General features: G+C 65.6%; 24 protein-coding genes. 11 read left to right on the top strand and 13 right to left on the bottom strand.

From position 1 onward, the window contains the following. The first annotated feature begins 37 nt into the window (after positions 1-37). A complete protein-coding gene (locus CSC74_RS06745) occupies positions 38-259 on the top strand; it encodes a glutaredoxin family protein (RefSeq protein ID WP_162313749.1) in 222 nt (73 codons plus the stop codon). 151 nt (positions 260-410) lie between these two features. Here the strand turns inward: CSC74_RS06745 and CSC74_RS06740 are convergent, their stop codons facing one another. Genes CSC74_RS06740 through CSC74_RS06730 form a run of 3 tightly spaced genes read right to left on the bottom strand, consistent with a single transcriptional unit; the run spans position 411 to position 2,273 of the window. Next, positions 411-995 (bottom strand): YceI family protein, encoded by a 585-nt coding sequence (locus CSC74_RS06740; protein WP_162313594.1) that lies wholly within the window; start codon positions 993-995, stop codon positions 411-413. Next, complete coding sequence (locus tag CSC74_RS06735) at positions 985-1,605, bottom strand: cytochrome b (protein ID WP_162313593.1); 621 nt, start codon at positions 1,603-1,605, stop codon at positions 985-987. The genes CSC74_RS06740 and CSC74_RS06735 overlap by 11 nt, the downstream gene beginning before the upstream one ends. Continuing rightward, positions 1,602-2,273 (bottom strand): YceI family protein, encoded by a 672-nt coding sequence (locus CSC74_RS06730; protein WP_162313748.1) that lies wholly within the window; start codon positions 2,271-2,273, stop codon positions 1,602-1,604. Before CSC74_RS06730 ends, CSC74_RS06735 begins: the two co-directional genes overlap by 4 nt. 108 nt (positions 2,274-2,381) lie before the next feature. Between CSC74_RS06730 and CSC74_RS06725 the strand changes: the two genes are divergently transcribed. Next, entirely contained in the window at positions 2,382-5,906 is a 3,525-nt protein-coding gene (locus CSC74_RS06725) for a hybrid sensor histidine kinase/response regulator (protein ID WP_162313592.1), read from the top strand. 191 nt (positions 5,907-6,097) lie between these two features. On the opposite strand, the gene CSC74_RS06720 is transcribed toward CSC74_RS06725, so the two are convergent. From CSC74_RS06720 to CSC74_RS06700, 5 genes are all read right to left on the bottom strand, one after another. Further along, positions 6,098-6,766 carry a hypothetical protein gene (locus CSC74_RS06720; protein ID WP_162313591.1) on the bottom strand — a complete coding sequence of 223 codons (669 nt, stop codon included), beginning with the start codon at positions 6,764-6,766 and terminating at the stop codon, positions 6,098-6,100. 19 nt (positions 6,767-6,785) lie between these two features. Continuing rightward, positions 6,786-7,847: a uroporphyrinogen decarboxylase gene (gene hemE / locus CSC74_RS06715; protein WP_162313590.1), complete on the bottom strand. Its 1,062-nt coding sequence runs from the start codon at positions 7,845-7,847 to the stop codon at positions 6,786-6,788. Positions 7,848-7,977: 130 nt separating this feature from the next. Beyond that, a complete protein-coding gene (locus tag CSC74_RS06710; RefSeq protein WP_162313589.1) occupies positions 7,978-8,235 on the bottom strand; it encodes a WGR domain-containing protein in 258 nt (85 codons plus the stop codon). A gap of 9 nt (positions 8,236-8,244) precedes the next feature. Continuing rightward, positions 8,245-9,351, bottom strand: coding sequence for a 3-dehydroquinate synthase (aroB, locus tag CSC74_RS06705; protein ID WP_162313588.1), 1,107 nt, complete (start codon positions 9,349-9,351; stop codon positions 8,245-8,247). After that, positions 9,348-9,890, bottom strand: coding sequence for a shikimate kinase (locus tag CSC74_RS06700; protein ID WP_162313587.1), 543 nt, complete (start codon positions 9,888-9,890; stop codon positions 9,348-9,350). Before CSC74_RS06700 ends, aroB begins: the two co-directional genes overlap by 4 nt. 105 nt (positions 9,891-9,995) lie before the next feature. On the opposite strand from CSC74_RS06700, the gene CSC74_RS06695 reads away from it, so the two are divergent. After that, positions 9,996-10,199, top strand: a complete 204-nt coding sequence (locus CSC74_RS06695) for a dodecin family protein (RefSeq protein WP_162313586.1) — start codon at positions 9,996-9,998, stop codon at positions 10,197-10,199. 148 nt (positions 10,200-10,347) lie between these two features. Here the strand turns inward: CSC74_RS06695 and CSC74_RS06690 are convergent, their stop codons facing one another. Then, entirely contained in the window at positions 10,348-11,208 is an 861-nt protein-coding gene (locus CSC74_RS06690) for a kinase (RefSeq protein WP_211369557.1), read from the bottom strand. 199 nt (positions 11,209-11,407) lie between these two features. On the opposite strand from CSC74_RS06690, the gene pdxH reads away from it, so the two are divergent. The 3 genes from pdxH to CSC74_RS06675 all read left to right on the top strand — a co-directional run bounded on the left by pdxH (position 11,408) and on the right by CSC74_RS06675 (position 13,421). Then, entirely contained in the window at positions 11,408-12,007 is a 600-nt protein-coding gene (gene pdxH / locus CSC74_RS06685; RefSeq protein ID WP_162313585.1) for a pyridoxamine 5'-phosphate oxidase, read from the top strand. 151 nt (positions 12,008-12,158) lie between these two features. Then, on the top strand, positions 12,159-12,959 hold the full coding sequence (locus CSC74_RS06680; RefSeq protein WP_246192964.1) for a cobalamin-binding protein: 801 nt from the start codon (positions 12,159-12,161) through the stop codon (positions 12,957-12,959). A 66-nt stretch (positions 12,960-13,025) separates the two neighbouring features. Next, the gene (locus tag CSC74_RS06675; RefSeq protein ID WP_162313583.1) at positions 13,026-13,421 is read left to right on the top strand and encodes a DoxX family protein; all 396 of its coding nucleotides are present in this window, start codon (positions 13,026-13,028) and stop codon (positions 13,419-13,421) included. A 43-nt stretch (positions 13,422-13,464) separates the two neighbouring features. Here the strand turns inward: CSC74_RS06675 and CSC74_RS06670 are convergent, their stop codons facing one another. Further along, complete coding sequence (locus CSC74_RS06670) at positions 13,465-13,917, bottom strand: DUF4426 domain-containing protein (protein WP_162313582.1); 453 nt, start codon at positions 13,915-13,917, stop codon at positions 13,465-13,467. Between CSC74_RS06670 and CSC74_RS06665 the strand changes: the two genes are divergently transcribed. Beyond that, positions 13,907-14,092, top strand: coding sequence for a hypothetical protein (locus CSC74_RS06665; protein ID WP_162313581.1), 186 nt, complete (start codon positions 13,907-13,909; stop codon positions 14,090-14,092). The genes CSC74_RS06670 and CSC74_RS06665 overlap by 11 nt on opposite strands. A gap of 20 nt (positions 14,093-14,112) precedes the next feature. On the opposite strand, the gene proC is transcribed toward CSC74_RS06665, so the two are convergent. After that, a complete protein-coding gene (gene proC / locus CSC74_RS06660; protein WP_246192962.1) occupies positions 14,113-14,937 on the bottom strand; it encodes a pyrroline-5-carboxylate reductase in 825 nt (274 codons plus the stop codon). A gap of 8 nt (positions 14,938-14,945) precedes the next feature. Next, positions 14,946-15,626 (bottom strand): YggS family pyridoxal phosphate-dependent enzyme, encoded by a 681-nt coding sequence (locus CSC74_RS06655; protein WP_162313579.1) that lies wholly within the window; start codon positions 15,624-15,626, stop codon positions 14,946-14,948. A 95-nt stretch (positions 15,627-15,721) separates the two neighbouring features. Here CSC74_RS06655 and CSC74_RS06650 point away from each other — a divergent pair, with 95 nt between their 5' ends. Together CSC74_RS06650 and CSC74_RS06645 are read left to right on the top strand one after the other, a co-directional pair. Continuing rightward, entirely contained in the window at positions 15,722-16,759 is a 1,038-nt protein-coding gene (locus tag CSC74_RS06650; protein ID WP_162313578.1) for a type IV pilus twitching motility protein PilT, read from the top strand. 111 nt (positions 16,760-16,870) lie between these two features. After that, entirely contained in the window at positions 16,871-18,001 is a 1,131-nt protein-coding gene (locus tag CSC74_RS06645; protein WP_162313577.1) for a PilT/PilU family type 4a pilus ATPase, read from the top strand. Positions 18,002-19,053: 1,052 nt separating this feature from the next. Here CSC74_RS06645 and CSC74_RS06640 read toward each other — a convergent pair. Beyond that, positions 19,054-19,593, bottom strand: a complete 540-nt coding sequence (locus tag CSC74_RS06640; protein WP_162313576.1) for a DNA-3-methyladenine glycosylase I — start codon at positions 19,591-19,593, stop codon at positions 19,054-19,056. Positions 19,594-19,639: 46 nt separating this feature from the next. On the opposite strand from CSC74_RS06640, the gene CSC74_RS06635 reads away from it, so the two are divergent. Further along, a complete protein-coding gene (locus tag CSC74_RS06635; RefSeq protein WP_162313575.1) occupies positions 19,640-20,218 on the top strand; it encodes a YqgE/AlgH family protein in 579 nt (192 codons plus the stop codon). 10 nt (positions 20,219-20,228) lie between these two features. Then, positions 20,229-20,678: a Holliday junction resolvase RuvX gene (ruvX, locus tag CSC74_RS06630; protein WP_162313574.1), complete on the top strand. Its 450-nt coding sequence runs from the start codon at positions 20,229-20,231 to the stop codon at positions 20,676-20,678. The last annotated feature ends 26 nt before the right edge of the window (positions 20,679-20,704 follow it).

Raw genomic sequence — 20,704 nt, 5'->3', positions numbered from 1 at the left:
GGCAACCATCGCCACCCATGGACGCGAGAAACGAGCCTTGCCCCTGATCCTCTACCAGCGCGACGACTGCCACCTCTGCGACCTGGCCCTGGAGGTGCTGGCCACAGCCCGCGTGCCGGAGTTCGAGAGCGTGTTCATCGACGATGACGCGGCGCTGGAGGAACGTTACGGCGTGCGCGTGCCGGTGTTGCGCGATGAGGCCACGGGAGCGGAACTGGATTGGCCGTTCGATGGCGAACGCTTGCAAGCCTTCCTGTAGGAGCGGGCCTTGCCCGCGATGCCCTGGTTCCTGATCTTCGTAGGTCCGAGCTTGCTCGGATGCTTTTCGCCTTGAAGCCAGGGCATCCGAGCAAGCTCGGATCTACAAAGGCCAAAGGCATCGCGGGCAAGGCCCGCTCCTACGGGGTGCGTTATTTCGCGGGCTTGAACACGACCTTGGTGCTCACCGCCACTTCATTCGGGATGTTGCTGGTGTCGGCCCAGTCGCCGCTGCCGACGCCGAAATCCAGGCGCTTGACCGTGGCCTTGCCGCTGAGCACCGGTTGCGCGCCCGGCGTCCAGGTGAAGGTCAGGGTCACCGGCTTGCTGACTCCGCGCAGGGACAGGTTGCCGTCGGCGGCATACTGGTTGCCGCCGAGCGAGCGGAACTTGCTGGCGCTGTAGCGGGCCTGGGCGAACTTGGCGACATTGAAGAAATCGCCGCTGGAAAGAGTCGAGTCGCGATCGCCGTTGCCGGTGCTGGCGCCGGCCAGCGGAATCACCACGTCCAGCTTCGAGGTCGCCAGGTTGGCCGGGTCGAAGCTCAGCGTGGTGGTGAAGCTGGCGAACTTGCCGGTGAACACTTCGCCGTCGTACTTGCTGGCGAAGACCAGGGTCGAGCCGGCGGCCTGCACGTAATCGGCGGCGAATGCGGGCGCGGTGGCCATCATCGCCACCAGCGCGGCGGCGGTCAGCGCGGGCGAAGTGAAGCTGCGCGTCTTGGGATCAGGGGACATGGGGAGATTCCTCGGGTTTCGGGTCGGACGGGGGGGCGGGGACGTTATCGGCTCTCGCCGATGAACGCCGCGGCAACATGCGGACGAGGGTGGCGTCGCGCTGGAAGTAGTGGTGGTAGAACGCGGCGCCGGCGTGGGCGACGACCAGCGCCAGCAGCACCCAGAAGCCCCATTCGTGCGCCTCGTGCGCCAGGTTGCGCAAGGCTTCGTCGGGCGGGCTCAGCTTCGGCACGTCGAACAGGCCGTACCAGCGGAACGGGCGCAGGCCGCTGGCCGAGTCGTACAGCCAGCCGGAAAGCGGCATCAGCAGGATCAGGCCGTACAACAGCCAGTGGGTGATTGTGGCGATGCGTTCCTGCCAGGTCGGGGTACCGGGTACCGGTTGCGGTTTTCCCGCGTACCAGCGCCACCCCAGTCGCGCGATCACCAGTGCCAGCACCAGCAGGCCGGTCGATTTGTGCCCGGTGTAGACCCAGAAGTATTTAGGCGTCTTCGGCAGTTCGCCCATGGTCAGGCCGACGATGGCCAGGCACAGGATCAACAGCACGATGATCCAGTGGAAGGCCTGGCTGACCGGGCCCCAGCGATCGGCGGTGTTCTTCAGGGTCATGGCGTGGTCGGCTCCGTGCTTGGCTTCGTGGTCGGGGTGGGTTCGCTGTCGTCGTCGTTGTTGTCCATCGCTTCGTCCGCGCCGCCTTTGCGCGTCCGCGTCGCCTCCACTTCCAGGCGCAGCTCCACCCGGTCGCCGATCACCGACTTCCATGCATCGATGCCGAAATCGGCGCGGCTCAGCGTCGCCGTGGCGGAAAATCCGGCCGTGCGCCGGAACGGCGGCAATGGGTGGCGCTTCAGTGCGTTGAGGGTGACGTCCAGTTTCACTTCCTTCGATATGCCGTGCAGGGTCAGCGTTCCGTAGACAGAGGCACGCTGGGGGTCGATGGGTTCGATGCGCGTGGAAACGAAGGTCGCGGTCGGGAACTGCTCCGTGTCCAGCAGGTTGCCGGCGCGCACCGCCTGGTTCCACTTCTCGTCGCCCAGGTCCAGGCGCTGCAACGGCACGCTGACCTCCAGTCTTGCCGTCGACCAGTCGTCAGGGTCGAACCGCAGTTGCCCGCTGCTGCCCGATACCGTGCCCAGCGCGCTGGAGAATCCGGCGTGTTCCACCGCGAACAGGACCCGGGTATGCACCGGGTCCAGTTCATACGAGGCGCTGGCCGCCGAGGCGGGCGGGATACCCGGCGACAGCAGCAGAAGGAGGGCACCGAGTCGGACTGGCATTCGCATAAGGCCGGGATTCTAGGTCGGTGACGTGGAAGATACCCCGCTTGCACATGCAACGGTCCGTTGCGACGATGTCCGGACAGGGAAGCTGCACGGGATAAGGGAATGGGGCTGCGAGTCTGGTTGCTGGGGTTGTGCCTTGTCTGTTGCGTCGCGGCGCAGGCCGCCGTGCCCGAGATCCCCCGCTTCCGGGTGCTGGGTGCGGCCGATGGCCTGCCCAATACCACGATCCCCGCACTGGCCCGCGACCGTGCCGGTTACCTGTGGGTCGCCACCCACGATGGCCTGGCCCGCTACGACGGCGTCGGTTTCAAGGTGTGGCGGCACGATCCGGAAGATCCCGCCTCGCTGCCCGGCAATATCGTGCAGGCCATGCATATCGATGGGCGCGACCGGATCTGGGTCGCCACCGAGAACGGCGGCCTGAGCATGATGGGCGCGGATCGCAAGGGCTTCCGCCATTACCGCCTGGCGGAGCATCCGCAGATGGGCAGCGACGATGTGTTCGCCATCACCAGCCGCGGCGATGCGCTGTGGTTCGGCGGGTTCGGCGGCGGCCTCTGCCGGCTGGATGCGGACGGGAAATTCACCCACTTTTCCGCCAGCGAAACCGACGCCGGGAGCCTGCCTTCGGACGACGTCCTGTCGCTGGCTTTCGATCAAAAAGGAGTGTTGTGGATCGGGACGATCGCCGGGTTGGCGAATTTCGATGGCCAGGCCGTGCGCCGGGTGGCGTTCCCGCAAGACCGGTTGCCGATCATCTATTCGCTGGTCGCCGACGGGGCCAACCTGTGGGTGGGCACTTCCGATGGCATGTCCCGCCGCGAGGCAAGCGGCTGGACCTCGCCGGCATGGTCGCCGATGTTCGCCCGCCCCAACGCGGTCATCGCCATGGTCAACACCGACGATGGCGAATACTGGCTGGGCGGGCAGGGCGGTTTGTGGCGGACCGAAGGAGAAGGCGCCCCGGCGCCCGTGGACTTCGATACCTCGGGCAGCGGCGTCGCGCGCCTGGTGCAGACCCTGTTGCGGCAACCCGACGGCGGCCTGTGGGTGCCGGTCAAGTCGCGTGGCCTGGGCTACCTGCGTTCGGACTGGCGCCGCATCGCTGCGCTCTCCACGGCGCAGGGCCTCGGTGGCGGAGTCTATCGCGGCATCGCACCGGGGACTTCGGGCCGCGTGTGGCTGGTCAGCGACAAGGGTCGCATCGAGCGCCTGGATACGACGACCGGCGAGATCGAATTGATCCCATGGCATCAGCAGGAATTCGGAAAACTCATATTGCGGTCGGTGCTGGAGGATCGCCAGGGGCGGCTCTGGCTGGGGCATAGCAAGGGCCTGGCGCGGTTGGATCTTTCCAGCCATGCGTTCAAGTCGTGGCCGAAGGGTGCAGGCAAGGATGCGACTCCTGATGCCGGGCCGGTGGATTGGCTGGTTCAGACCGCCGACGGCAGCGTGTGGCTGTCCAGTCTGGGCGGCGGCCTGCAGCGCCGCGATGGCGAAAGCGGTGCGGTGCTGGATCAGATCGACGCGGATTCCGGCCACGGCCTGACCGCGGTGGACACGGAAATGATCGCCGCGGGTCCCGATGGTGCGTTATGGCTGGCCGGCGCCCAGGGACTGCTGCGCTGGGAACAAGCGGCGCGCCGGTTCCTGCCGGTGCCGGGAACCGGCGGCGAACGCGTGTTCTCGTTTGCTTTCCAGGACCCGGCCCGGCTATGGCTGCATCGTCTGTCGGGGCTGGAGTTGTGGCGTCGCGATGCCCGGGGTTGGCGGCGTGAGAAGCGCCTGGCCGTGGCCGAAGGCGTGCCCGCGGTGGAATCCACCGGCCTGGAGATCGATGCGGGCAAGCGCCTGTGGCTGGCGTCGCGTCGAGGATTGACCCGCATCGATCCGCAATCCGGCCAGGTACGCAACTTCGGCGTGCGCGATGGGCTGCTGAGCCAGGAGTTCAACGACCGCGCGCTGTTCATCACCGACGATGGCGTACTCACGGGCAGCGCCACCGATGGCTCGATCATGTTGCTGGACACGCGCTTGCCGGATCCGGTCGCGGTCACCCCGAACCTGGTGCTCGACAGCATCCAGGTCAGCCGCGACGACCGCACCGTCAGCCTGCCCGGCGACGGCGGGTTCGATCTGCAACCCGGGGACCACGAATTGCAGATCAGTGCGCGGCTGCTGTCGTTCGAGGATCCGTTGGCCAATCGCTATCGTTCGCGCCTGCAGGGTTTCGACAAGGACTGGGTGGACCAGGGCGCGAGCGGCGAGCGCGTGTTCTCGGCATTGCCGCCGGGACGCTACGTGTTGCATGTGCAGGCCTTCGATGTCGCCGGCAACGCTTCGCCCGACCGCACGCTGAGTTTCCGCGTACTGCCCCCCTGGTGGCGCAGCGGCTGGGGCATCGTCCTGTTTGTCCTGGTCGGGTTGCTGCTGCTGGGCATGTCCGGCGCGCTGTACCGCCGCCGCCTGCGCACGCGCACCGCGTGGCAGTTGAATGAGCACAAGCGCGAACTCGCCGAACAGGCCTCGCTGGCCAAGACCCGCTTCCTGGCCACCCTGGGCCATGAGGTGCGCACGCCGATGACCGGCGTGCTTGGCATGAGCGAATTGCTGCTGGCCACACCGCTGGACGAAAAGCAGCGCAGCTATACCCATGCCATCCAGAACGCGGGTTCGCACCTGCTGCGGCTGGTCAACGACGCGCTGGACATCGCCCGTATCGAAGCCGGGAAACTGGAATTGCAGCGGCAGGATTTCGACCTGCGCAGGCTGGTCGACGAAGTCGTCGGGCTGACCGCGCCGATGGCCGAACAGCGCGGTCTCACCTTCGCCGATGAAATCGCCGCCGGTACGCCCGGCGTGTTGCAGGGCGATCCGGTGCGGATGCGCCAGATCCTGCTCAACCTGCTGGGCAATGCGATCAAGTTCACCGAACGCGGCGGTGTGACCCTGCGGGTATCGCCCGCGCCGCCGCAAGGCGTGCGTTTCGAGATCGCCGATACCGGCCCGGGGATCAACGAGGAACAGCAGACCCGCCTGTTCCAGCGCTTCGAGCAGGCCGAAGGCGCGCGCACCGCCGCACGCTATGGCGGCAGCGGCCTGGGGCTGGCGATCTGCCAGGAGCTGGCGCTGGCCATGGGCGGACGCATCCAGGTGCGGAGTGCGCCGGGCGTCGGCACCTGTTTCACCGTGGACCTGCCACTGGCCACGTCCACGCGCATGCCGGAAGCGCTTTCCCGTACCGCGGCCGCGGTCCCTGCCGGGTCGGAGCCGTTGCGGATCCTGCTGGTCGAGGACGACCCGACCGTGGCCGAAGTGATCGCCAGCCTGCTGCGCGCACGCGGCCACCACGTCGCCCATGTGGCGCATGGTCTGGCCGCGCTTGCGAAAACAGCGGCGAATGTTTTCGATATCGCCCTGCTCGACCTCGATCTGCCGGGGCTGGATGGCCTTGCGTTGGCGCGACAGCTGCGTGCGCAGGCATTCACCGCGCCATTGCTCGCGGTGACCGCGCGCGCCGACGCGGACGCGGAAACGCTGGCGCGCGCCGCCGGTTTCGACGGCTTCCTGCGCAAGCCGGTGACCGGGGAGATGCTGGCCGAGGCGATTGCCGGCGTGCTTGCGTAGATTCCAGTCGTCGGCAATGGGAAAAATTCGTCGTCCCCGCGAAAGCGGGGACCCAGCGACTTTGCTTTCCACGATAGAAGGCACTGGATGACCGGCGATTCGGCCGTTGAAAAGCGCTTCCCGCTTTCGCGGGGATGACGAATCAACCGTGAAGGCTCTCGACCGAGAAGCTTTTCAACAAAGAAGCTTCCTCAGTCCGCCCAGACTTCCGCATACACCGTGCGCCGCGGATCATCCTGTTGCGGATGCATCCAGATGCCGCCCAGCGAGTCGGCTTCCAGGTACATGCCTTCGACGGTTTCGGTGAGCCTGCAAGTGTCGCGCGCAAGCACTTCGCGGTTGTCCTGCGGCGTGCGGCAGTGCGACTCGACGAAACGCTCCAGCACCTCGCGGATCTCGGCGTAGGGCCGGTCCAGGATGTATTCGTAGTCGCCCCACTTTTCCGAATCCATCAGGCGCACCTCGGCTACCGGGATGCCGGCGAACTCCGCCATGCCGGGTTTGAGGAAGCCGGTGGCGACGGTGGCGACCATGTCGAAGCCGGCAGCTTCCCGCTTCAGGTCGTCGCAATCCACATGGATGCGCTCGATGGCCTGTTTCCACAGCGGATCCAGTTCGTCGATGCGCTTGCCGCGGATCTGGTCGCAGGCCAGCGGCAGCGGGATGCCGTCTTCGTCGCGCACGGGCTGGTGCACGATCAGGACCGGGAAATCATCGCCGGACAGTTGCAACACCGGCGCCGGGACGGCCATCGGCACCGGCGGCTCCGGTGGCGTTGCCAGGCTCGCGAAGGCCGCGGTCGCCAGCAGGCAGAAGGCGGGCAGTCGCCGGTTGATGCGGCGTGCGATGCGAGGTTCCACGATCGGCGCGGATGTCCGCTCAGGCGCGCGCGGTCAGCGCATGCACGGCGTCGACCAGCACGCCGACGTGTTCCGGATCCATGTCCGGCGACATGCCGTGGCCCAGGTTGAAAACATGGCCCGAGCCCTGGCCGTAGCTGGCCAGCACGTTGCGCACCTGTTCGTGGATCGCCTCGGGCGAGCCGTACAGCACGGCCGGATCCAGGTTGCCCTGCAACGCGACCTTGCCGCCGGTGCGCCGGCGCGCTTCGGACAGTTCCACCAGCCAGTCCACGCCGATGGCCTCTGCACCGCTGTCGGCCAGCGCTTCCAGGTGCGCGGCGTTGCCCTTGCCGAACAGGATCAGCGGCGTGCGTTCCTGGATGTCGCCGCGCGGAAGTTCGCGGGCGATGCGGGTCAGGTAGGGCAGGGAGAATTCGCGGTACATCGCCGGGCTCAACACGCCGCCCCAGGTGTCGAACACCTGCAGCACCTGCGCGCCGGCCGCACGCTGCGCGGCGAGGTAGGCGATGACCGAATCGGTATTTATCGACAGCAGCCTGTGCAGGGTCGCCGGGTCGTTCAGGGCCATCGCCTTGATCCGGGCGAAGTCCTTGCTGCCGCCGCCTTCGACCATGTAGCAGGCCAGGGTCCACGGACTGCCGGAGAACCCGATCAGCGGCACCTTGCCGTCCAGTTCGCGGCGGATCACCCGCACCGCGTCCATCACGTAGCGCAGTTCGGTTTCCATGTCCGGCACGGCGAGTTTTTCCACATCGGCCGCGCTGCGCACCGGATGCCGGAATTTCGGGCCTTCGCCATCGACGAAGTACAGCTCCAGGCCCATCGCATCGGGGATGGTCAGGATGTCGGAGAACAGGATCGCCGCATCCAGGTCGAAGCGAGCCAACGGTTGCAGGGTCACTTCGCAGGCGATCTCGGGATTCTTGGCCATGGCCAGGAAACTGCCGGCCTTGGCCCGCGTGGCGCGATATTCGGGCAGGTAGCGCCCGGCCTGGCGCATCAGCCACACCGGCGTGCAGTCCACGGGTTGGCGCTTGAGTGCGCGCAGCAGGCGATCGTTGCGGAGTGTGTTGGACAAGTCGGTGTTCCTTGAGTCGTAAAGTCGGCAGTTACGCTGCCTGAAAAGGGTGGATGGCAAATGAGAGCGGGAAGACTACGGCGGCGTGAATGTCATCGACAGGCGACTTCACCCTGCACAGCGCGCGACTTCACGTCTTCGGCGCCTCGGCGCCGCGTACGAACGTCACCTGGAAGCCGCGCTTGACGTGGCCGTCGCGGGCCTTCTCGAAGGCGGCGGTCGCCTCGTCCTGCAACAGGTATTGTTCGCGCTTGAGCTGGGCGCGGCCGCCGATCTGGCCGGTCTCGCGCAGCAGTTCCCAGCCGCCGAACAGGTCCGGCTGCAGGGTCAGCTGCACGTAGCGGGGCGATTCGCCCGCGGAGGGGCGTTGCTGGAGGAACAGGCGCATGCCGGCATTTTAGCCGGAGAGCACCGCCAGCACCCGGTTTTCGTCCACTTCGGGCACCACTTCGGCCTGCCCGACCCCGCGCCACAGGACCAGCCGCAGGCGTCCGGCCAGGTTCTTCTTGTCCAGGCGCATGCGCGCCAGCAGCGATTCCGGGGCGAGACCCGCGGGAATGGTGGTCGGCAGGCCATAGACCTTCAGCAGCTCGGCGAGCCGGTCGGTGTCCGCCGTATCGGCCATGCCCAGCGCCGCCGACAACCGCGCGGCCAGCACCATGCCCACCGCCACCGCCTCGCCATGGTTCAGGTTGTCGTTGTGCGGACTGCCGTAGCCCTGTTCGGTCTCGATGGCGTGGCCGAAGGTATGGCCGAGATTGAGCAGCGCGCGCTCGCCGCGTTCCAGCGGGTCGCGGGCCACGATTTCGGCCTTGTGTTCGCAGCTGCCGGCGATGGCCAGGCTCAGTGCGTCATCGTCGCCGGCCAGCAGCGCCGCATGTTCCAGTTCCAGCCACCGGAAGAAGCGCGGGTCGCGGATCGCGCCGTACTTGATCACTTCGGCCAGCCCGGCGCGCAGTTCGCGCTTGGGCAGGGTACGCAGCGTTGAGGTGTCGGCGAACACCGCGCGCGGCGGATGGAATGCGCCGACCAGGTTCTTGCCCTGGGCGATGTCCACTGCGGTCTTGCCGCCGACCGAGGAATCGACCATCGACAGCAGGGTGGTCGGCAATTGCACGCAATCCACGCCGCGCATCCAGCACGCCGCGGCGAAACCGGCCAGGTCGCCGACCACGCCGCCGCCCAGGGCGAAAACGCAGGCGTCGCGGGTCGCGCCCAGGCTGGCGAGCGCCTCGATTGCCGCGGCGAAATTGGCCAGGGTCTTGGAGGCCTCGCCCGCGGGCAGCACGAAGGTCGCGACCAGCAGGTCCGGGCGCGCTTCATGCAGGGCTTCGCGCACTGCGGAGGCATACAGCGGCGCGACCGTGGAATCGCTGACCAGCAATACATGCCGGCCGCGGACAAAGCTCGCCAGGGCCGCGCCGTCGGCCAGCGCGCCGGGGCCGATCACGATCCGGTAAGCGTGCTCGCCGGCGACTTCGACGATGCGCGCGGCCGCACTCATGCCGCACACTCGCTGCGCTGCCAGTGGATGGACAGCAAGTGGGCGAGGGTGGAGGTCGCCGTTCCCGGCGACAGGCCGTCGGTGTCCAGCATCAGGTCGGCCACTTCGGCATACAGGGGTTCGCGGATCGCGGCCAGGTCGCGCAATACCTGTTCGCGGTCGCCGCGCTGCAGCAGCGGCCGGGCGCGGTCGCGCCCCAGGCGCTTGAGTTGTGAATCCACGCCCACGCGCAGGTAGACCACGAATCCATGCCGTTGCATCAACCGGCGGTTGTCGCAGTCCAGCACCGCGCCGCCGCCGGTGGAGACCAGCCTGCCTTGCCCGTCCAGCAGCTGGGCCAAGGCCGCCTTCTCGCGTTCGCGGAAGCCCGCTTCGCCCACATGTTCGAAGATCGTGGCGATGGTGGCGCCGCAGCGCTCGATCACGGCCTGGTCGACATCGCCGAATTCGAGTCCGAAGCGCTCGGCCATGCGTCTGCCGATGGAGGTCTTGCCGGCGCCCATGGGGCCGACCAGGATCAGGTTGGGAGCGGGATTCATGACCATCGATGCTATCACTGGCCTGCATTCCATGGCGACGCGTTAACAAGCGCGGGACTACCTTGAACCACCCGGCGGAATCCCGCCGATACCAAGGAGCGAACCATGTCGGTAGCCAAGATCATCGAAGTCAATGCCTCTTCCAAGACCAGTATGGAAGACGCGGTCAAGCATGGCCTGAGCAAGGCGTCGGAATCGGTGAAGAACATCAAGGGCGCCTGGGTGAACGAAATCAAGGTCGTCACCGACGACAAGGGCAACGTCGCCGAGTGGCGGGTGAACCTGCGCATCACCTTCGTCGTCGACTGACCTGTTGTTGTAGGAGCGGGCCTTGCCCGCGATGCTTCTGGGTCTGTAGATCCGAGCTTGCTCGGATGCTTTTCGCGAAGATCAAGAGCATCCGAGCAAGCTCGGATCTACAAGGCAACGGCAAGGGCATCGCGGGCAAGGCCCGCTCCTACGCCCCGAAGGAAGTCCCCTTTGGAGGCAGGGTGGGGCGCCGTTGCGCGTCCAGCCGGATCGTCCGTTCGGCGATCGCCGGCAGGGTGCGCAACGCCTGCCGGCTTACGCGCTCGAACAACTGCACGAAACGCGCGACCTGCGCACGGTCCATGCCGGTGCGCCCGCCGACATCCTGGGGGTCCGCAGCCTGCAGCGATCGTTCCTGCTGCCAGCGCCACTCCGGCACCACTTCGAAGCCGGGGCCCTGCAGCCACCACAGCGCATCGATCCGCTGCCATAACGCCGGGTAGTCGCGCGCCAGCGCGGCATTGCACCAGTCGCGCCAGCTGCCGTCGCGGTCTTCGTCGCGCTCCAGCGCATTGATCGGGGCACGCAATTCATCCGCGGACTGCGCCGGCGTCTTCAGGAACCAGCCCTCCAGCAGCACCAGGTCGCAACGACCCTCCACGGTCGGCCATTGCATCGTTGGCGCACGCTCGTCGGCGAGCTTGTCGAAGCGCGGCAACGCGGTGCGCTCGCCCGCGAGCAGGCGATCCAGGGTTTCTGTCGCCAATCCCAGGTCATGGGTGCCGGGCGGGCCGCGGTTGGCGAGCAGGGGATGGACGTCGCGTGCGAGCCGTTCGCGTTCGGCGCGGGTCAGGTAGAAATCGTCGATGGACAGCACCGCGACCCGGCGCCCACGGGCCTGCGCGAGGCCTGCCAACTGCGCCGCGAGCGTGGACTTGCCGGTACCCTGCAGGCCGGCGATGGCGAATACCGGCACCTGTTGTGGGAGCGACAACGCGGCCTCCAGCGCGCCCGCGACCAGTGGCTGGTCGAATCCTGTCGTTCCCGAGGCGTGCGTGTCGGCGGTCATGCAGCGACAATAGCGCAAGGCTATGGCGAGGCACCTGAAAACTCTGCTCTTGATCGTCATCCCCGCGAAGGCGGGGATCCAGTGACTTCAATCCCTTGAAAGCAAGGTCACTGGGTTCCCGCCTTTGCGGGAATGACGGGCAGTATCCGGAGTTTTCGGGTTCCACCAGCGAGCCACCGAACCGGGAGCGAAACCACCGATGACCGATCTTTACGCCGAAGCCCTGTCCACCTTCGCCGAGTTGTTCGAGGAGGCGAAAGCCGGCAGCGAGCTCGAGCCCAATGCCATGACCGTGGCCACCGCGACCGCGGATGGACGGCCCTCGGCCCGGACCGTGCTGTTGAAATCGTTCGACGCCCGCGGTTTCGTGTTCTACACCCACCTGCACAGCCGCAAGGGACGGGAGCTGGAAGCCAACCCGCGCGCGGCGTTGCTGTTCCTGTGGCGCAGCCTGCACGCGGCCGGGATCCAGGTGCGCATCGAAGGTCTGGTGGAACTGGTCGGCGACGACGAGGCCGATGCCTATTTCGCCTCGCGCCCCCGACTGAGCCAGGTCGGTGCCTGGGCCTCGGCGCAGTCGGAGACGCTGGGCTCGCGCGACGATTTCGAGGACCGCATCGCCCAGGTCGAAGAAGAATTCGAAGGGCGCGAGATCCCACGCCCAGAGGGCTGGAGCGGGTTCCGGGTCGTGCCGGAGGTCATCGAATTCTGGTACGGCGCCGAATTCCGCCTGCACGAGCGCTGGCGCTATGAATGCGATGCCGCCGGCGAGTGGGACAAGCGGATGCTGTACCCGTGAATAACGTAAAGAACGCGTGTGGGAGCGAATGTAGGAGCGACGTCCCCCAAGGGGACTTCCTTCGGGGCGCAAGTCGCGAAGTCCCTGATGCCGGATGCGAAAGCATCGCGGGCAAGGCCCGCTCCTACAGTCGCTCCCGGCATCCAATCTCGTGACCGGACCGCGACGCATCGTCTGCCTTACCGAAGAGCCCACCGAGACGCTTTACGCGCTCGGCGAACAGCACCGCATCGTCGGCATCAGCGGCTTCACCGTGCGTCCGGCGATCGCGCGCAAGGAGAAGCCGAAGGTCAGCGCGTTCACGTCCGCGAAGATCGGCGAGATCCTCAAGTTGCAGCCGGATTTCGTGGTCGGCTTCTCCGACATCCAGTCGGAAATCGCCGCCGAACTGATCAAGAACGGCGTCGAGGTCTGGATCTCGAACCATCGCAGCGTCGACGGCATCCTCGACTACATCCGCCGCCTCGGCGCGCTGGTGGGCGCCGGCGACAAGGCCAATGCCTATGCCGACGAACTGAAGCGCGGGCTCGATGCGATCGAGGATCAGGCGGCTTCGTTGCCGCGCCGTCCGCGGGTGTATTTCGAGGAATGGGACGAGCCGCCGATCACCGGCATCCGCTGGGTCGCCGAACTGGTCCGCATCGCCGGCGGCGACGATGTGTTTCCCGAACTGTCGGTCGAACCGCTGGCCAAGCACCGGATCCTCGCCGATGCCGGGGAAGTGGTGCGGCGTGCACCGGACATCATCCTCGGTTCCTGGTGCGGCAAGAAATTCCGCCCCGACAAGGTCGCCGCGCGCCCCGCCTGGGAAGGCATCCCCGCGGTGCGCGATGGCGAACTGCACGAAATCAAGTCGCCGCTGATCCTGCAGCCGGGCCCGGCGGCGCTGACCGACGGTGTCCGGCAAATGGCGGCGATCATCCAGGCCTGGTCGGCTCGACAGGTCGGCTAGCCGCGGCTTCCCGCAAATCGCGCATCTCTGCGATGATGCGGTACGACCTACGGACGGAGGCAGGGCATGAACCAGACGGCAATGCAGGATTCCGGCAAGCTGGTGTTGCGCGTGGTACTGGGCGCGCTGATCCTGCTGCATGGCATCGCCAAATTGAAGAACGGCCTGGGGCCCATCGAAGGCATGCTGGCCGCGCACGGCCTGCCCGCGTTCCTGGCCTATGGTGCGCTGGTCGGCGAAGTGGTCGCGCCGCTGATGGTGCTGGCGGGTTTCCATGCGCGCATCGGCGCCGCCGTCATCGCCATCAACATGCTGTTCGCTTTCGGGCTCGCGCATATGGCCCAGCTCGGCCAGCTCAACGAGCAGGGCGGCTGGGCGATGGAGTTGCAGGGCATGTACCTGGTCACCGCGCTCGCCATCCTGCTGCTGGGGCCGGGACGCTACGCGATCAACCAGCGCTGATCAAAGGCGTGCGGACGACCGCGCGCTTCGGATGGGCAGGCGGTCAGAAGTTGCGTTGGAACTTGACCGTTTCCTTGCGTCCGCCGGATTCGACCTTCACCTCGAAGCGGTAACTGTCGCGCTCGCTGATGGCGAATGTCCCGATGTGATCGGTGTAACCGCCGGTCCTGACCGCGGAAAAAGCGATGCGCTGCCTTTTTCCCTGCAGGTCGTAGGCCTCGGCCGAGACCTCGCCATCGGCAGCCAGCTCCTCGCCGTTGGCGATGCGTCGCAGCGCGACGACCACCAGCGCCGATCCCGCATCCCTGGTCACGCCGTATTCCCGTGCCACGGCCTCGTTGAGGCTGAGCGTCGGCAATGCGTTGTAGTGCACGCGCAAATCGCCGAAGTCGACGGAGGCGTCGGCGGGCGGGACGAATTCCGCGACTCGCGCTTTTTCGCCGGCCGAACAAGCGGCAAGGAGCAGGGCGAGGATCGATAGTGGGATGCGTTTCATCGTGGTCTTTGTTCGCTTATCGGGTCTGCCGCACTATGAAGATATTTCCGATTCGTCATCCCGGCGCAAGCCGGGATCCACCTTGATCCTGCCGTTGCTGACCAAGACGCAAACAACAGCAGAATGGATGGCCAGCTTCGCCGTTGAAAGGCGCTTCCGGCTTGCGCCGGGATGACGATCCGAGAGTCCAAGAATTCAATCATTCGCCGCCGACAACTCCCGCCCGCGCTCGCTGGCCGCATGGATCGCCCTGCCGACCAGCTTTTCGAAACCGCCCTCCTGGAAGGTTTCTATCGCCGCCTGCGTGGTGCCGTTGGGCGAGGTCACCCGCTTGCGCAATTCTTCTGGCGCTTCGTCGGATTCGGTCAGCATGCGCGCCGCGCCGAGCACCGTCTGCAGGACGAGGGTGCGTGCCGCATCGTCCGCCAGTCCTTCGGCCTTGGCCGCGGCCTCCATCGCCTCGGCCAGCAGGAAGACGTAGGCCGGTCCGCTGCCGGACACGGCGGTGACCGCATCGATCTTCGCCTCGTCGTCGATCCAGACGGTCTTGCCTGCGCTGGAAAGCAGTTCCTCGGCGCGCGCGCGGCCGGCCGCATCGACCTGCGCGCTTGCGAACAGGCCGGTCACGCCCGCGCCCAGCAAGGCGGGCGTGTTGGGCATGGCGCGGATGACCGCGCCGTCGCCGCCCAGCCAGCGCTGCATCTGCGAGGCGGTGATTCCCGCTGCGATCGAGACCACCAGCGGTTTGCGCGACTGGGCGAGGGTGGACAGGCCTTCGCACACGACGCGCATGACCTGCGGCTTCACCGCCAGCAGCCAGAGGTCCGCATCCGTCGCGGCTTCCGCCGCGGTAGCGAAGACTTCGATGCCGAAATCCCGGGCCAGCGATTCGCGCAGGACCTCGACCGGTTCCGCAACGCGGATGCTGGCGGCGCTCGCGCCACGAGCGATCAATCCGCCGATCAGACTGCGGGCCATGTTGCCACCGCCGATGAAGGCGATGTTCGCGGAGTTGCTCATTTGTTCCCTCATGATGTGGTGGCGCGGGAGCCGAACAGGGCGGTGCCGATGCGGACCATGGTCGCACCTTCGGCGACGGCCAGCGGGAAATCGTCGCTCATGCCCATCGACAAGGTGTCGGCCTGCGGATGCCGCGTCGCGAGATCGGCGAACAGCCCGGCCATGCGGCGATAGGCGGCGCGCCGCATTTCGATATCGGGATGCGGCGCGGGAATCGCCATCAGGCCACGCAGGACCAGGCGCGGTTCCGCGGCGATGGCGGTTGCCAGGCCAGGGATATCCCGTGGATCGCAACCATGCTTGCTGGCCTCGTCGTCGATGTTGACCTGGATCAGCACGTTCAGTGGCGCGCGGTCCCCTGGGCGGAACCTGGCCAGCGCCGCAACCAGCTTGGTCCGGTCCACGGTCTGCACCCAGTCGAAGAGGTTTGCGGCCAGTTCCGCCTTGTTCGACTGCAGGTGGCCGACCAGGTGCCACTCCAGTTCCTGCGCCGCCAACTCACCGATCTTGGCCTGGGCTTCCTGGACGTAGTTCTCACCAAAAGCGTGCTGTCCGGCGGCCGCCAATGCCGCGATCGCCGCCGCGGTCTGGGTCTTGGAAACCGCCAGCAATCGCGGTACTGGCCGGTGCGCCGCGATCGCTGCGTTTTCAAGGCTTTGCAGTGTTGCGCTGAGGCGCTGGGCGAGCATAATCCTTCAACCGTTGGATATGGCGGTGAGGGCGCTATACTGCCTCGCGGGGATGTATCGTTCCACCAGTCGCAGCATTTTTGGGGAAGCAGCGTATGGATATCGCCGAACTTCTGGCGTTCTCGGTCAAGAACAAAGCCTCGGACCTGCACCTGTCGGCCGGCCTGCCGCCGATGATCCGTGTGGACGGCGACGTGCGCCGGATCAACATCCCGGCGCTGGACCACAAGCAGGTGCATTCGCTGGTCTACGACATCATGTCGGACAAGCAGCGGCGCGACTTCGAGGAATTCCTGGAAGTCGACTTCTCCTTCGAGATTCCCAGCCTGGCGCGCTTCCGCGTCAACGCCTTCAACCAGAACCGCGGCGCCGGCGCCGTGTTCCGCACCATTCCTTCCGAAGTGCTGACCCTGGAAGACCTGGGCTGCCCGCCGTTGTTCCGCGAACTGATCAACCAGCCGCAGGGCCTGATCCTGGTCACCGGCCCGACCGGCTCGGGCAAGTCGACCACGCTGGCGGCGATGATCGACCACATCAACAAGAACGAATACGGCCACATCCTCAGCGTCGAGGATCCGATCGAATTCGTGCACACCTCGCAGAAGTGCCTGATCAACCAGCGCGAAGTGCATCGCGACACCCACGGCTTCAACGAGGCGCTGCGCTCGGCCCTGCGCGAAGATCCCGACTACATCCTGGTCGGCGAGTTGCGCGACCTGGAAACCATCCGCCTGGCGCTGACCGCCGCGGAGACCGGACACCTGGTGTTCGCCACCCTGCACACCAGCTCGGCGGCCAAGACCATCGACCGCGTGATCGACGTGTTCCCGGCCGGCGAGAAACCGATGGTCCGCTCGATGCTGTCGGAGTCGCTGCGCGCGGTGATTTCGCAGGCGCTGCTGAAGAAGGTCGGCGGTGGCCGCACCGCGGCGTGGGAAATCATGGTCGGCACGCCCGCCATCCGCAACCTGATCCGCGAGGACAAGGTCGCGCAGATGTATTCGGCGATCCAGACCGGCCAGCAGCTCGGCATGATGACCCTCGACCAGCACCTGCAGGACCTGGTGAAGCGCTCGATGATCACGCGCCACCAGGCCAAGGAATACGCGAGAGACAAGCGGTTGTTCGAATGATCCAGTTAGTGGCTGGTAGTTCGTGGTTCGTGGTAAGCACGGCCCCGCTATCAACCACGAGCCACCAACCACCAACCTGTCCGGAAGGTGGCCTCTTCCAGAGGTAATCCCATGAGCACCATCGATTTCACCTCGTTCCTCAAGCTGATGGCGCACCAGAAGGCGTCGGACCTGTTCATCACCTCCGGCATGCCGCCGTCGATCAAGGTGAACGGCAAGATCTCGCCGATCACGCAGACGCCGCTGACCTCGCAGCAGTCGCGCGACCTGGTTTTGAACGTGATGACGCCGGTGCAGCGCGAGGAGTTCGAGAAGACCCACGAATGCAACTTCGCCATCGGCGTGGCCGGCGTGGGCCGCTTCCGCGTCAGCTGCTTCTACCAGCGCAACCAGGTCGGCATGGTCCTGCGCCGGATCGAGGCGCGCATCCCCACGGTGGAAGAGCTGAACCTGCCGCCGATCATCAAGACGCTGGCGATGACCAAGCGCGGCATCATCATCTTCGTCGGCGCCACCGGCACCGGCAAGTCGACCTCGCTGGCGGCGATGATCGGCTACCGCAACCTCAATTCGACCGGCCACATCATCACCATCGAGGACCCGATCGAATTCGTGCACAAGCACGAGGGCTGCATCATCACCCAGCGCGAAGTCGGCATCGACACCGACAGCTGGGACAACGCGCTGAAGAACACCCTGCGCCAGGCGCCCGACGTGATCATGATCGGCGAGGTGCGCACCCGCGAGGGCATGGACCACGCCATCGCCTTCGCCGAGACCGGCCACCTGGTGCTGTGCACGCTGCACGCCAACAACGCCAACCAGGCCATGGACCGGGTGATCAACTTCTTCCCGGAAGACCGTCGCGGACAACTGCTGATGGATCTTTCCCTGAACCTCAAGGGCGTGGTCGCGCAACAGCTGATCCCGACGCCGGACGGCAAGGCCCGGCGTGTGGCGATGGAGATCATGCTCGGCACGCCGCTGGTCCAGGACTACATCCGCGAAGGCGAGATCCACAAGCTCAAGGAAGTGATGAAGGAATCCACCAACCTGGGCATGAAGACCTTCGACCAGAGCCTGTTCGAGCTGTACCAGGCCGGCGAGATCAGCTACGAGGACGCGCTGCGGTTCGCCGACTCGCAGAACGAGGTGCGCCTCCGGATCAAGCTGGCCCAGGGCGGCGATGCGCGCACCCTGGCGCAGGGACTGGACGGGGTGGAGATCGCGGAAGTGCGTTGATTTTTGCCCGAAATTGCGGCAAAGACAAAGTGCTCAATACAAAAATCCCCGGCATGCCGGGGATTTTTGTGGTCAATGCATCTCAAATGGCATGCTGGTAGAGATCGCTATATTGTTGATCTCAGTTATTCTTTTTTTGGCAGAAAACAACCAACAAAAAATAGGAAAATACCTAGCCAATACTTCTTAAATGGTTCGTTTGTTCCTGTGGGAAGTGTATGAGGCAGAATGTCAAAGCACAGTGTGTAGCCAGCAATAAAAAAAGCGAAGACCGTTAAGCCAGAAAATAGTCTCCGCATTAGAATGGACTTCACCGGGCCATTTGTTTTGTTCATTTAAGTTAGCGTGGTTTCGTGCTTATCCCGCCGCTGCCGCCAGGATTATTCACAAGCAGCCAGCTATCGCGCCAGCCAGAGTTGTCGAGCATTTCGTTATATAGGCCATTGGCACTAACGCTCATCCCTGGGGAGCGCCGTACTGGTAGTGGTGCGCATGGCCCCAGATCGCAAGTCTGTTCCCAGTCCTCCAAAAGTTGGAGATTCTGATAATTACTGGTGTTGTAACCATCACTCAGCCACCTGATGGTGGACTCACAGCCAGCAGCTAAACCAGCTTGCCCCACCTCCTGTGCAGCAGCATCAGCCCCAGCCGCTGCTGCGCCTGCCGATGCCCCAGCTGTCCCGCCAAGACGCCTCCCCACTACGTAGGCGAGTGCAGCAGTAGCAAATGCTGCAACAGCCCTACAGCCGACAGAAGGCTCGGTCGGTATGGCTCTAGGAGGGGTAGGGGGAGGTGCGGTTTGTGCTGATACAGTAAAGCTAGTTGCACTTCCCGCTAGGCATATTGCTGCAATAAATAGCTTGTTCACTAATCATCTCCTTTTGATTACCTGAAATATCCGCACTCACACTGAGTGCCTGCTCTTTTGTAAGAGAGCAGAATCCAATTGTCAACAAGGGAGGGCCCATTCATGTTGCATCATCACGTCACGAGCTAGCACAATTCTTCCGCCCATGCAGTTCTTAAAAAGGCAATGGAGGTTTGAATAGATCTTATGCCTTCCGCATCCAAGCAGGCTTCCGTTTCGCCGCCCGCTTGAACGCCGGGCAATCCTCGCGGTGCGCGCCGGGCAGGTAGCCCAGGCTCATCAGGAATTCGCCGGTGATCTCGCCGCCGGTGAAACGGAAGGTCTTCTTGAACAGCTTCACCCATTCGGCCTTCGGCAACGGGTGTTGCGCTTCCAGCCATCGCAGGAAACCGCCATGCGAATCGCGCAGGCCGCGGATCACCTGCGCGTTGTGGATCGCCGCATCCACCTTAAGCCGGTTGCGGATGATGCCGGCGTCGGCCAGCAGGCGGACGCGGTCCTCCTCGCCATAACCCGCCACCTTGTCCACGTCGAAGCCGGAGTAGGCGCCGCGGAAACCCTCGCGCTTCTTCAGGATGGTTTCCCAGCTCAAGCCGGCCTGGTTGATCTCCAGGACCAATCGCTCGAACAGATCCGATTCCCGTGTCTGCGGGAAGCCGTATTCGCGGTCGTGGTAAGGCCCGTGGACCGGATGGCCGGGCGCGAAATCGCAATAGCTGGTCATGGCCACAGGTTAACCCGGAAGCGATATCAGGCTCTAGAATGGGCGCATGTCCCCGATTCCAGCCAGTTTCCCCGCCAGTTTCTCCAACCAGCTGCTGATCGCGCTGCCGGCGCTCGACGATCCCAATTTCTCCCGCAGCGTGGCCCTGATCTGCCAGCACGATGACGAAGGCGCGATGGGCGTGGTGGTCAACCGCGCTTCCGAGTACAGCCTGGGCGACGTGCTGGCGCAGATGAACCTGGAGGCGCGCGATCCCGCGCTGGCCAACCAGATCGTGCTCAACGGCGGGCCGGTGCATCCGGAACGCGGGTTCGTGCTGCATGACGGCGAGCGCCAGTGGGATTCCACCCTGGCCATCGGCGGCGGCCTGGCCCTGACCACGTCGCGGGACATCCTCGAGGCGATGGCTGAAGGCGAAGGCCCGGCGCATGTCGTGGTCGCTCTGGGCTGCGCGGGCTGGGGCGCGGGGCAACTGGAATACGAGTTGGGCGAAAACAGCTGGCTCACCGCGCCGGCCGATACCGAATTGCTGTTCGCGCTGCCCCTGGAGCAGCGCTGGCAGGCGGCGGGCGGACGGCTGGGCATCGACATCACCCGCGTCACCGACTACAGCGGCCACGCGTGACGGGCCTGGCATGAAGCTGGACGGCACGGTGCTGGGGTTCGATGTGGGCGCCAAGCGCATCGGCGTGGCGGTCGGCAGCGCCTTCGGCAGCGGCGCGCGCGCGCTGGCGGTGATCGACGTGCACGGCAATTCCCCGGACTGGGCCGCGATCGACAAGCTGCGCGCGGAATGGCGCCCGGATGGCCTGGTGGTCGGCGACCCTATGACCCTGGATGGCGGCGACCAGCCGATCCGCGCGCGCGCGCATGCCTTCGCGCAACAGCTGCTGAAGCGTTACAGCCTGCCCGTAGTACTGGTCGACGAGCGTTCCAGTTCGGTCGAGGCGGCGCAGCGTTTCGCGCTGGACCGCGCCGAGGGGCGCAAGCGCCGTCGCGATGCGGTGGCGCTGGACGCGGTGGCGGCGGCGGTGATCATCGAACGCTGGCTGGCGGCGCCGCACGATGCGATACGGGTGGTTTAGCTTTATCTTTTCTTTCTCCCTCCGGG

This window comes from Pseudoxanthomonas yeongjuensis (genome assembly GCF_010093345.1).
GTDB classification, from domain to species: domain Bacteria; phylum Pseudomonadota; class Gammaproteobacteria; order Xanthomonadales; family Xanthomonadaceae; genus Pseudoxanthomonas_A; species Pseudoxanthomonas_A yeongjuensis.
Note: the sequence above shows the minus strand (reverse complement) of the source record. Positions and strands in the feature narration are given on the sequence as shown.

What these genes read in the sequence shown, in the direction of transcription:
- CSC74_RS06740 (WP_162313594.1), bottom strand. Translation starts at nt 995, where the DNA reads ATGTCCCCTGATCCCAAGACGCGCAGCTTCACTTCGCCCGCGCTGACC.
- CSC74_RS06735 (WP_162313593.1), bottom strand. Translation starts at nt 1,605, where the DNA reads ATGACCCTGAAGAACACCGCCGATCGCTGGGGCCCGGTCAGCCAGGCC.
- CSC74_RS06730 (WP_162313748.1), bottom strand. Translation starts at nt 2,273, where the DNA reads ATGCCAGTCCGACTCGGTGCCCTCCTTCTGCTGCTGTCGCCGGGTATC.
- CSC74_RS06725 (WP_162313592.1), top strand. Translation starts at nt 2,382, where the DNA reads ATGGGGCTGCGAGTCTGGTTGCTGGGGTTGTGCCTTGTCTGTTGCGTC.
- CSC74_RS06710 (WP_162313589.1), bottom strand. Translation starts at nt 8,235, where the DNA reads ATGCGCCTGTTCCTCCAGCAACGCCCCTCCGCGGGCGAATCGCCCCGC.
- aroB (WP_162313588.1), bottom strand. Translation starts at nt 9,351, where the DNA reads ATGAGTGCGGCCGCGCGCATCGTCGAAGTCGCCGGCGAGCACGCTTAC.
- CSC74_RS06700 (WP_162313587.1), bottom strand. Translation starts at nt 9,890, where the DNA reads ATGAATCCCGCTCCCAACCTGATCCTGGTCGGCCCCATGGGCGCCGGC.
- CSC74_RS06695 (WP_162313586.1), top strand. Translation starts at nt 9,996, where the DNA reads ATGTCGGTAGCCAAGATCATCGAAGTCAATGCCTCTTCCAAGACCAGT.
- CSC74_RS06690 (WP_211369557.1), bottom strand. Translation starts at nt 11,208, where the DNA reads ATGACCGCCGACACGCACGCCTCGGGAACGACAGGATTCGACCAGCCA.
- pdxH (WP_162313585.1), top strand. Translation starts at nt 11,408, where the DNA reads ATGACCGATCTTTACGCCGAAGCCCTGTCCACCTTCGCCGAGTTGTTC.
- CSC74_RS06675 (WP_162313583.1), top strand. Translation starts at nt 13,026, where the DNA reads ATGAACCAGACGGCAATGCAGGATTCCGGCAAGCTGGTGTTGCGCGTG.
- CSC74_RS06665 (WP_162313581.1), top strand. Translation starts at nt 13,907, where the DNA reads ATGCGTTTCATCGTGGTCTTTGTTCGCTTATCGGGTCTGCCGCACTAT.
- CSC74_RS06670 (WP_162313582.1), bottom strand. Translation starts at nt 13,917, where the DNA reads ATGAAACGCATCCCACTATCGATCCTCGCCCTGCTCCTTGCCGCTTGT.
- proC (WP_246192962.1), bottom strand. Translation starts at nt 14,937, where the DNA reads ATGAGCAACTCCGCGAACATCGCCTTCATCGGCGGTGGCAACATGGCC.
- CSC74_RS06655 (WP_162313579.1), bottom strand. Translation starts at nt 15,626, where the DNA reads ATGCTCGCCCAGCGCCTCAGCGCAACACTGCAAAGCCTTGAAAACGCA.
- CSC74_RS06650 (WP_162313578.1), top strand. Translation starts at nt 15,722, where the DNA reads ATGGATATCGCCGAACTTCTGGCGTTCTCGGTCAAGAACAAAGCCTCG.
- CSC74_RS06645 (WP_162313577.1), top strand. Translation starts at nt 16,871, where the DNA reads ATGAGCACCATCGATTTCACCTCGTTCCTCAAGCTGATGGCGCACCAG.
- CSC74_RS06640 (WP_162313576.1), bottom strand. Translation starts at nt 19,593, where the DNA reads ATGACCAGCTATTGCGATTTCGCGCCCGGCCATCCGGTCCACGGGCCT.
- CSC74_RS06635 (WP_162313575.1), top strand. Translation starts at nt 19,640, where the DNA reads ATGTCCCCGATTCCAGCCAGTTTCCCCGCCAGTTTCTCCAACCAGCTG.
- ruvX (WP_162313574.1), top strand. Translation starts at nt 20,229, where the DNA reads ATGAAGCTGGACGGCACGGTGCTGGGGTTCGATGTGGGCGCCAAGCGC.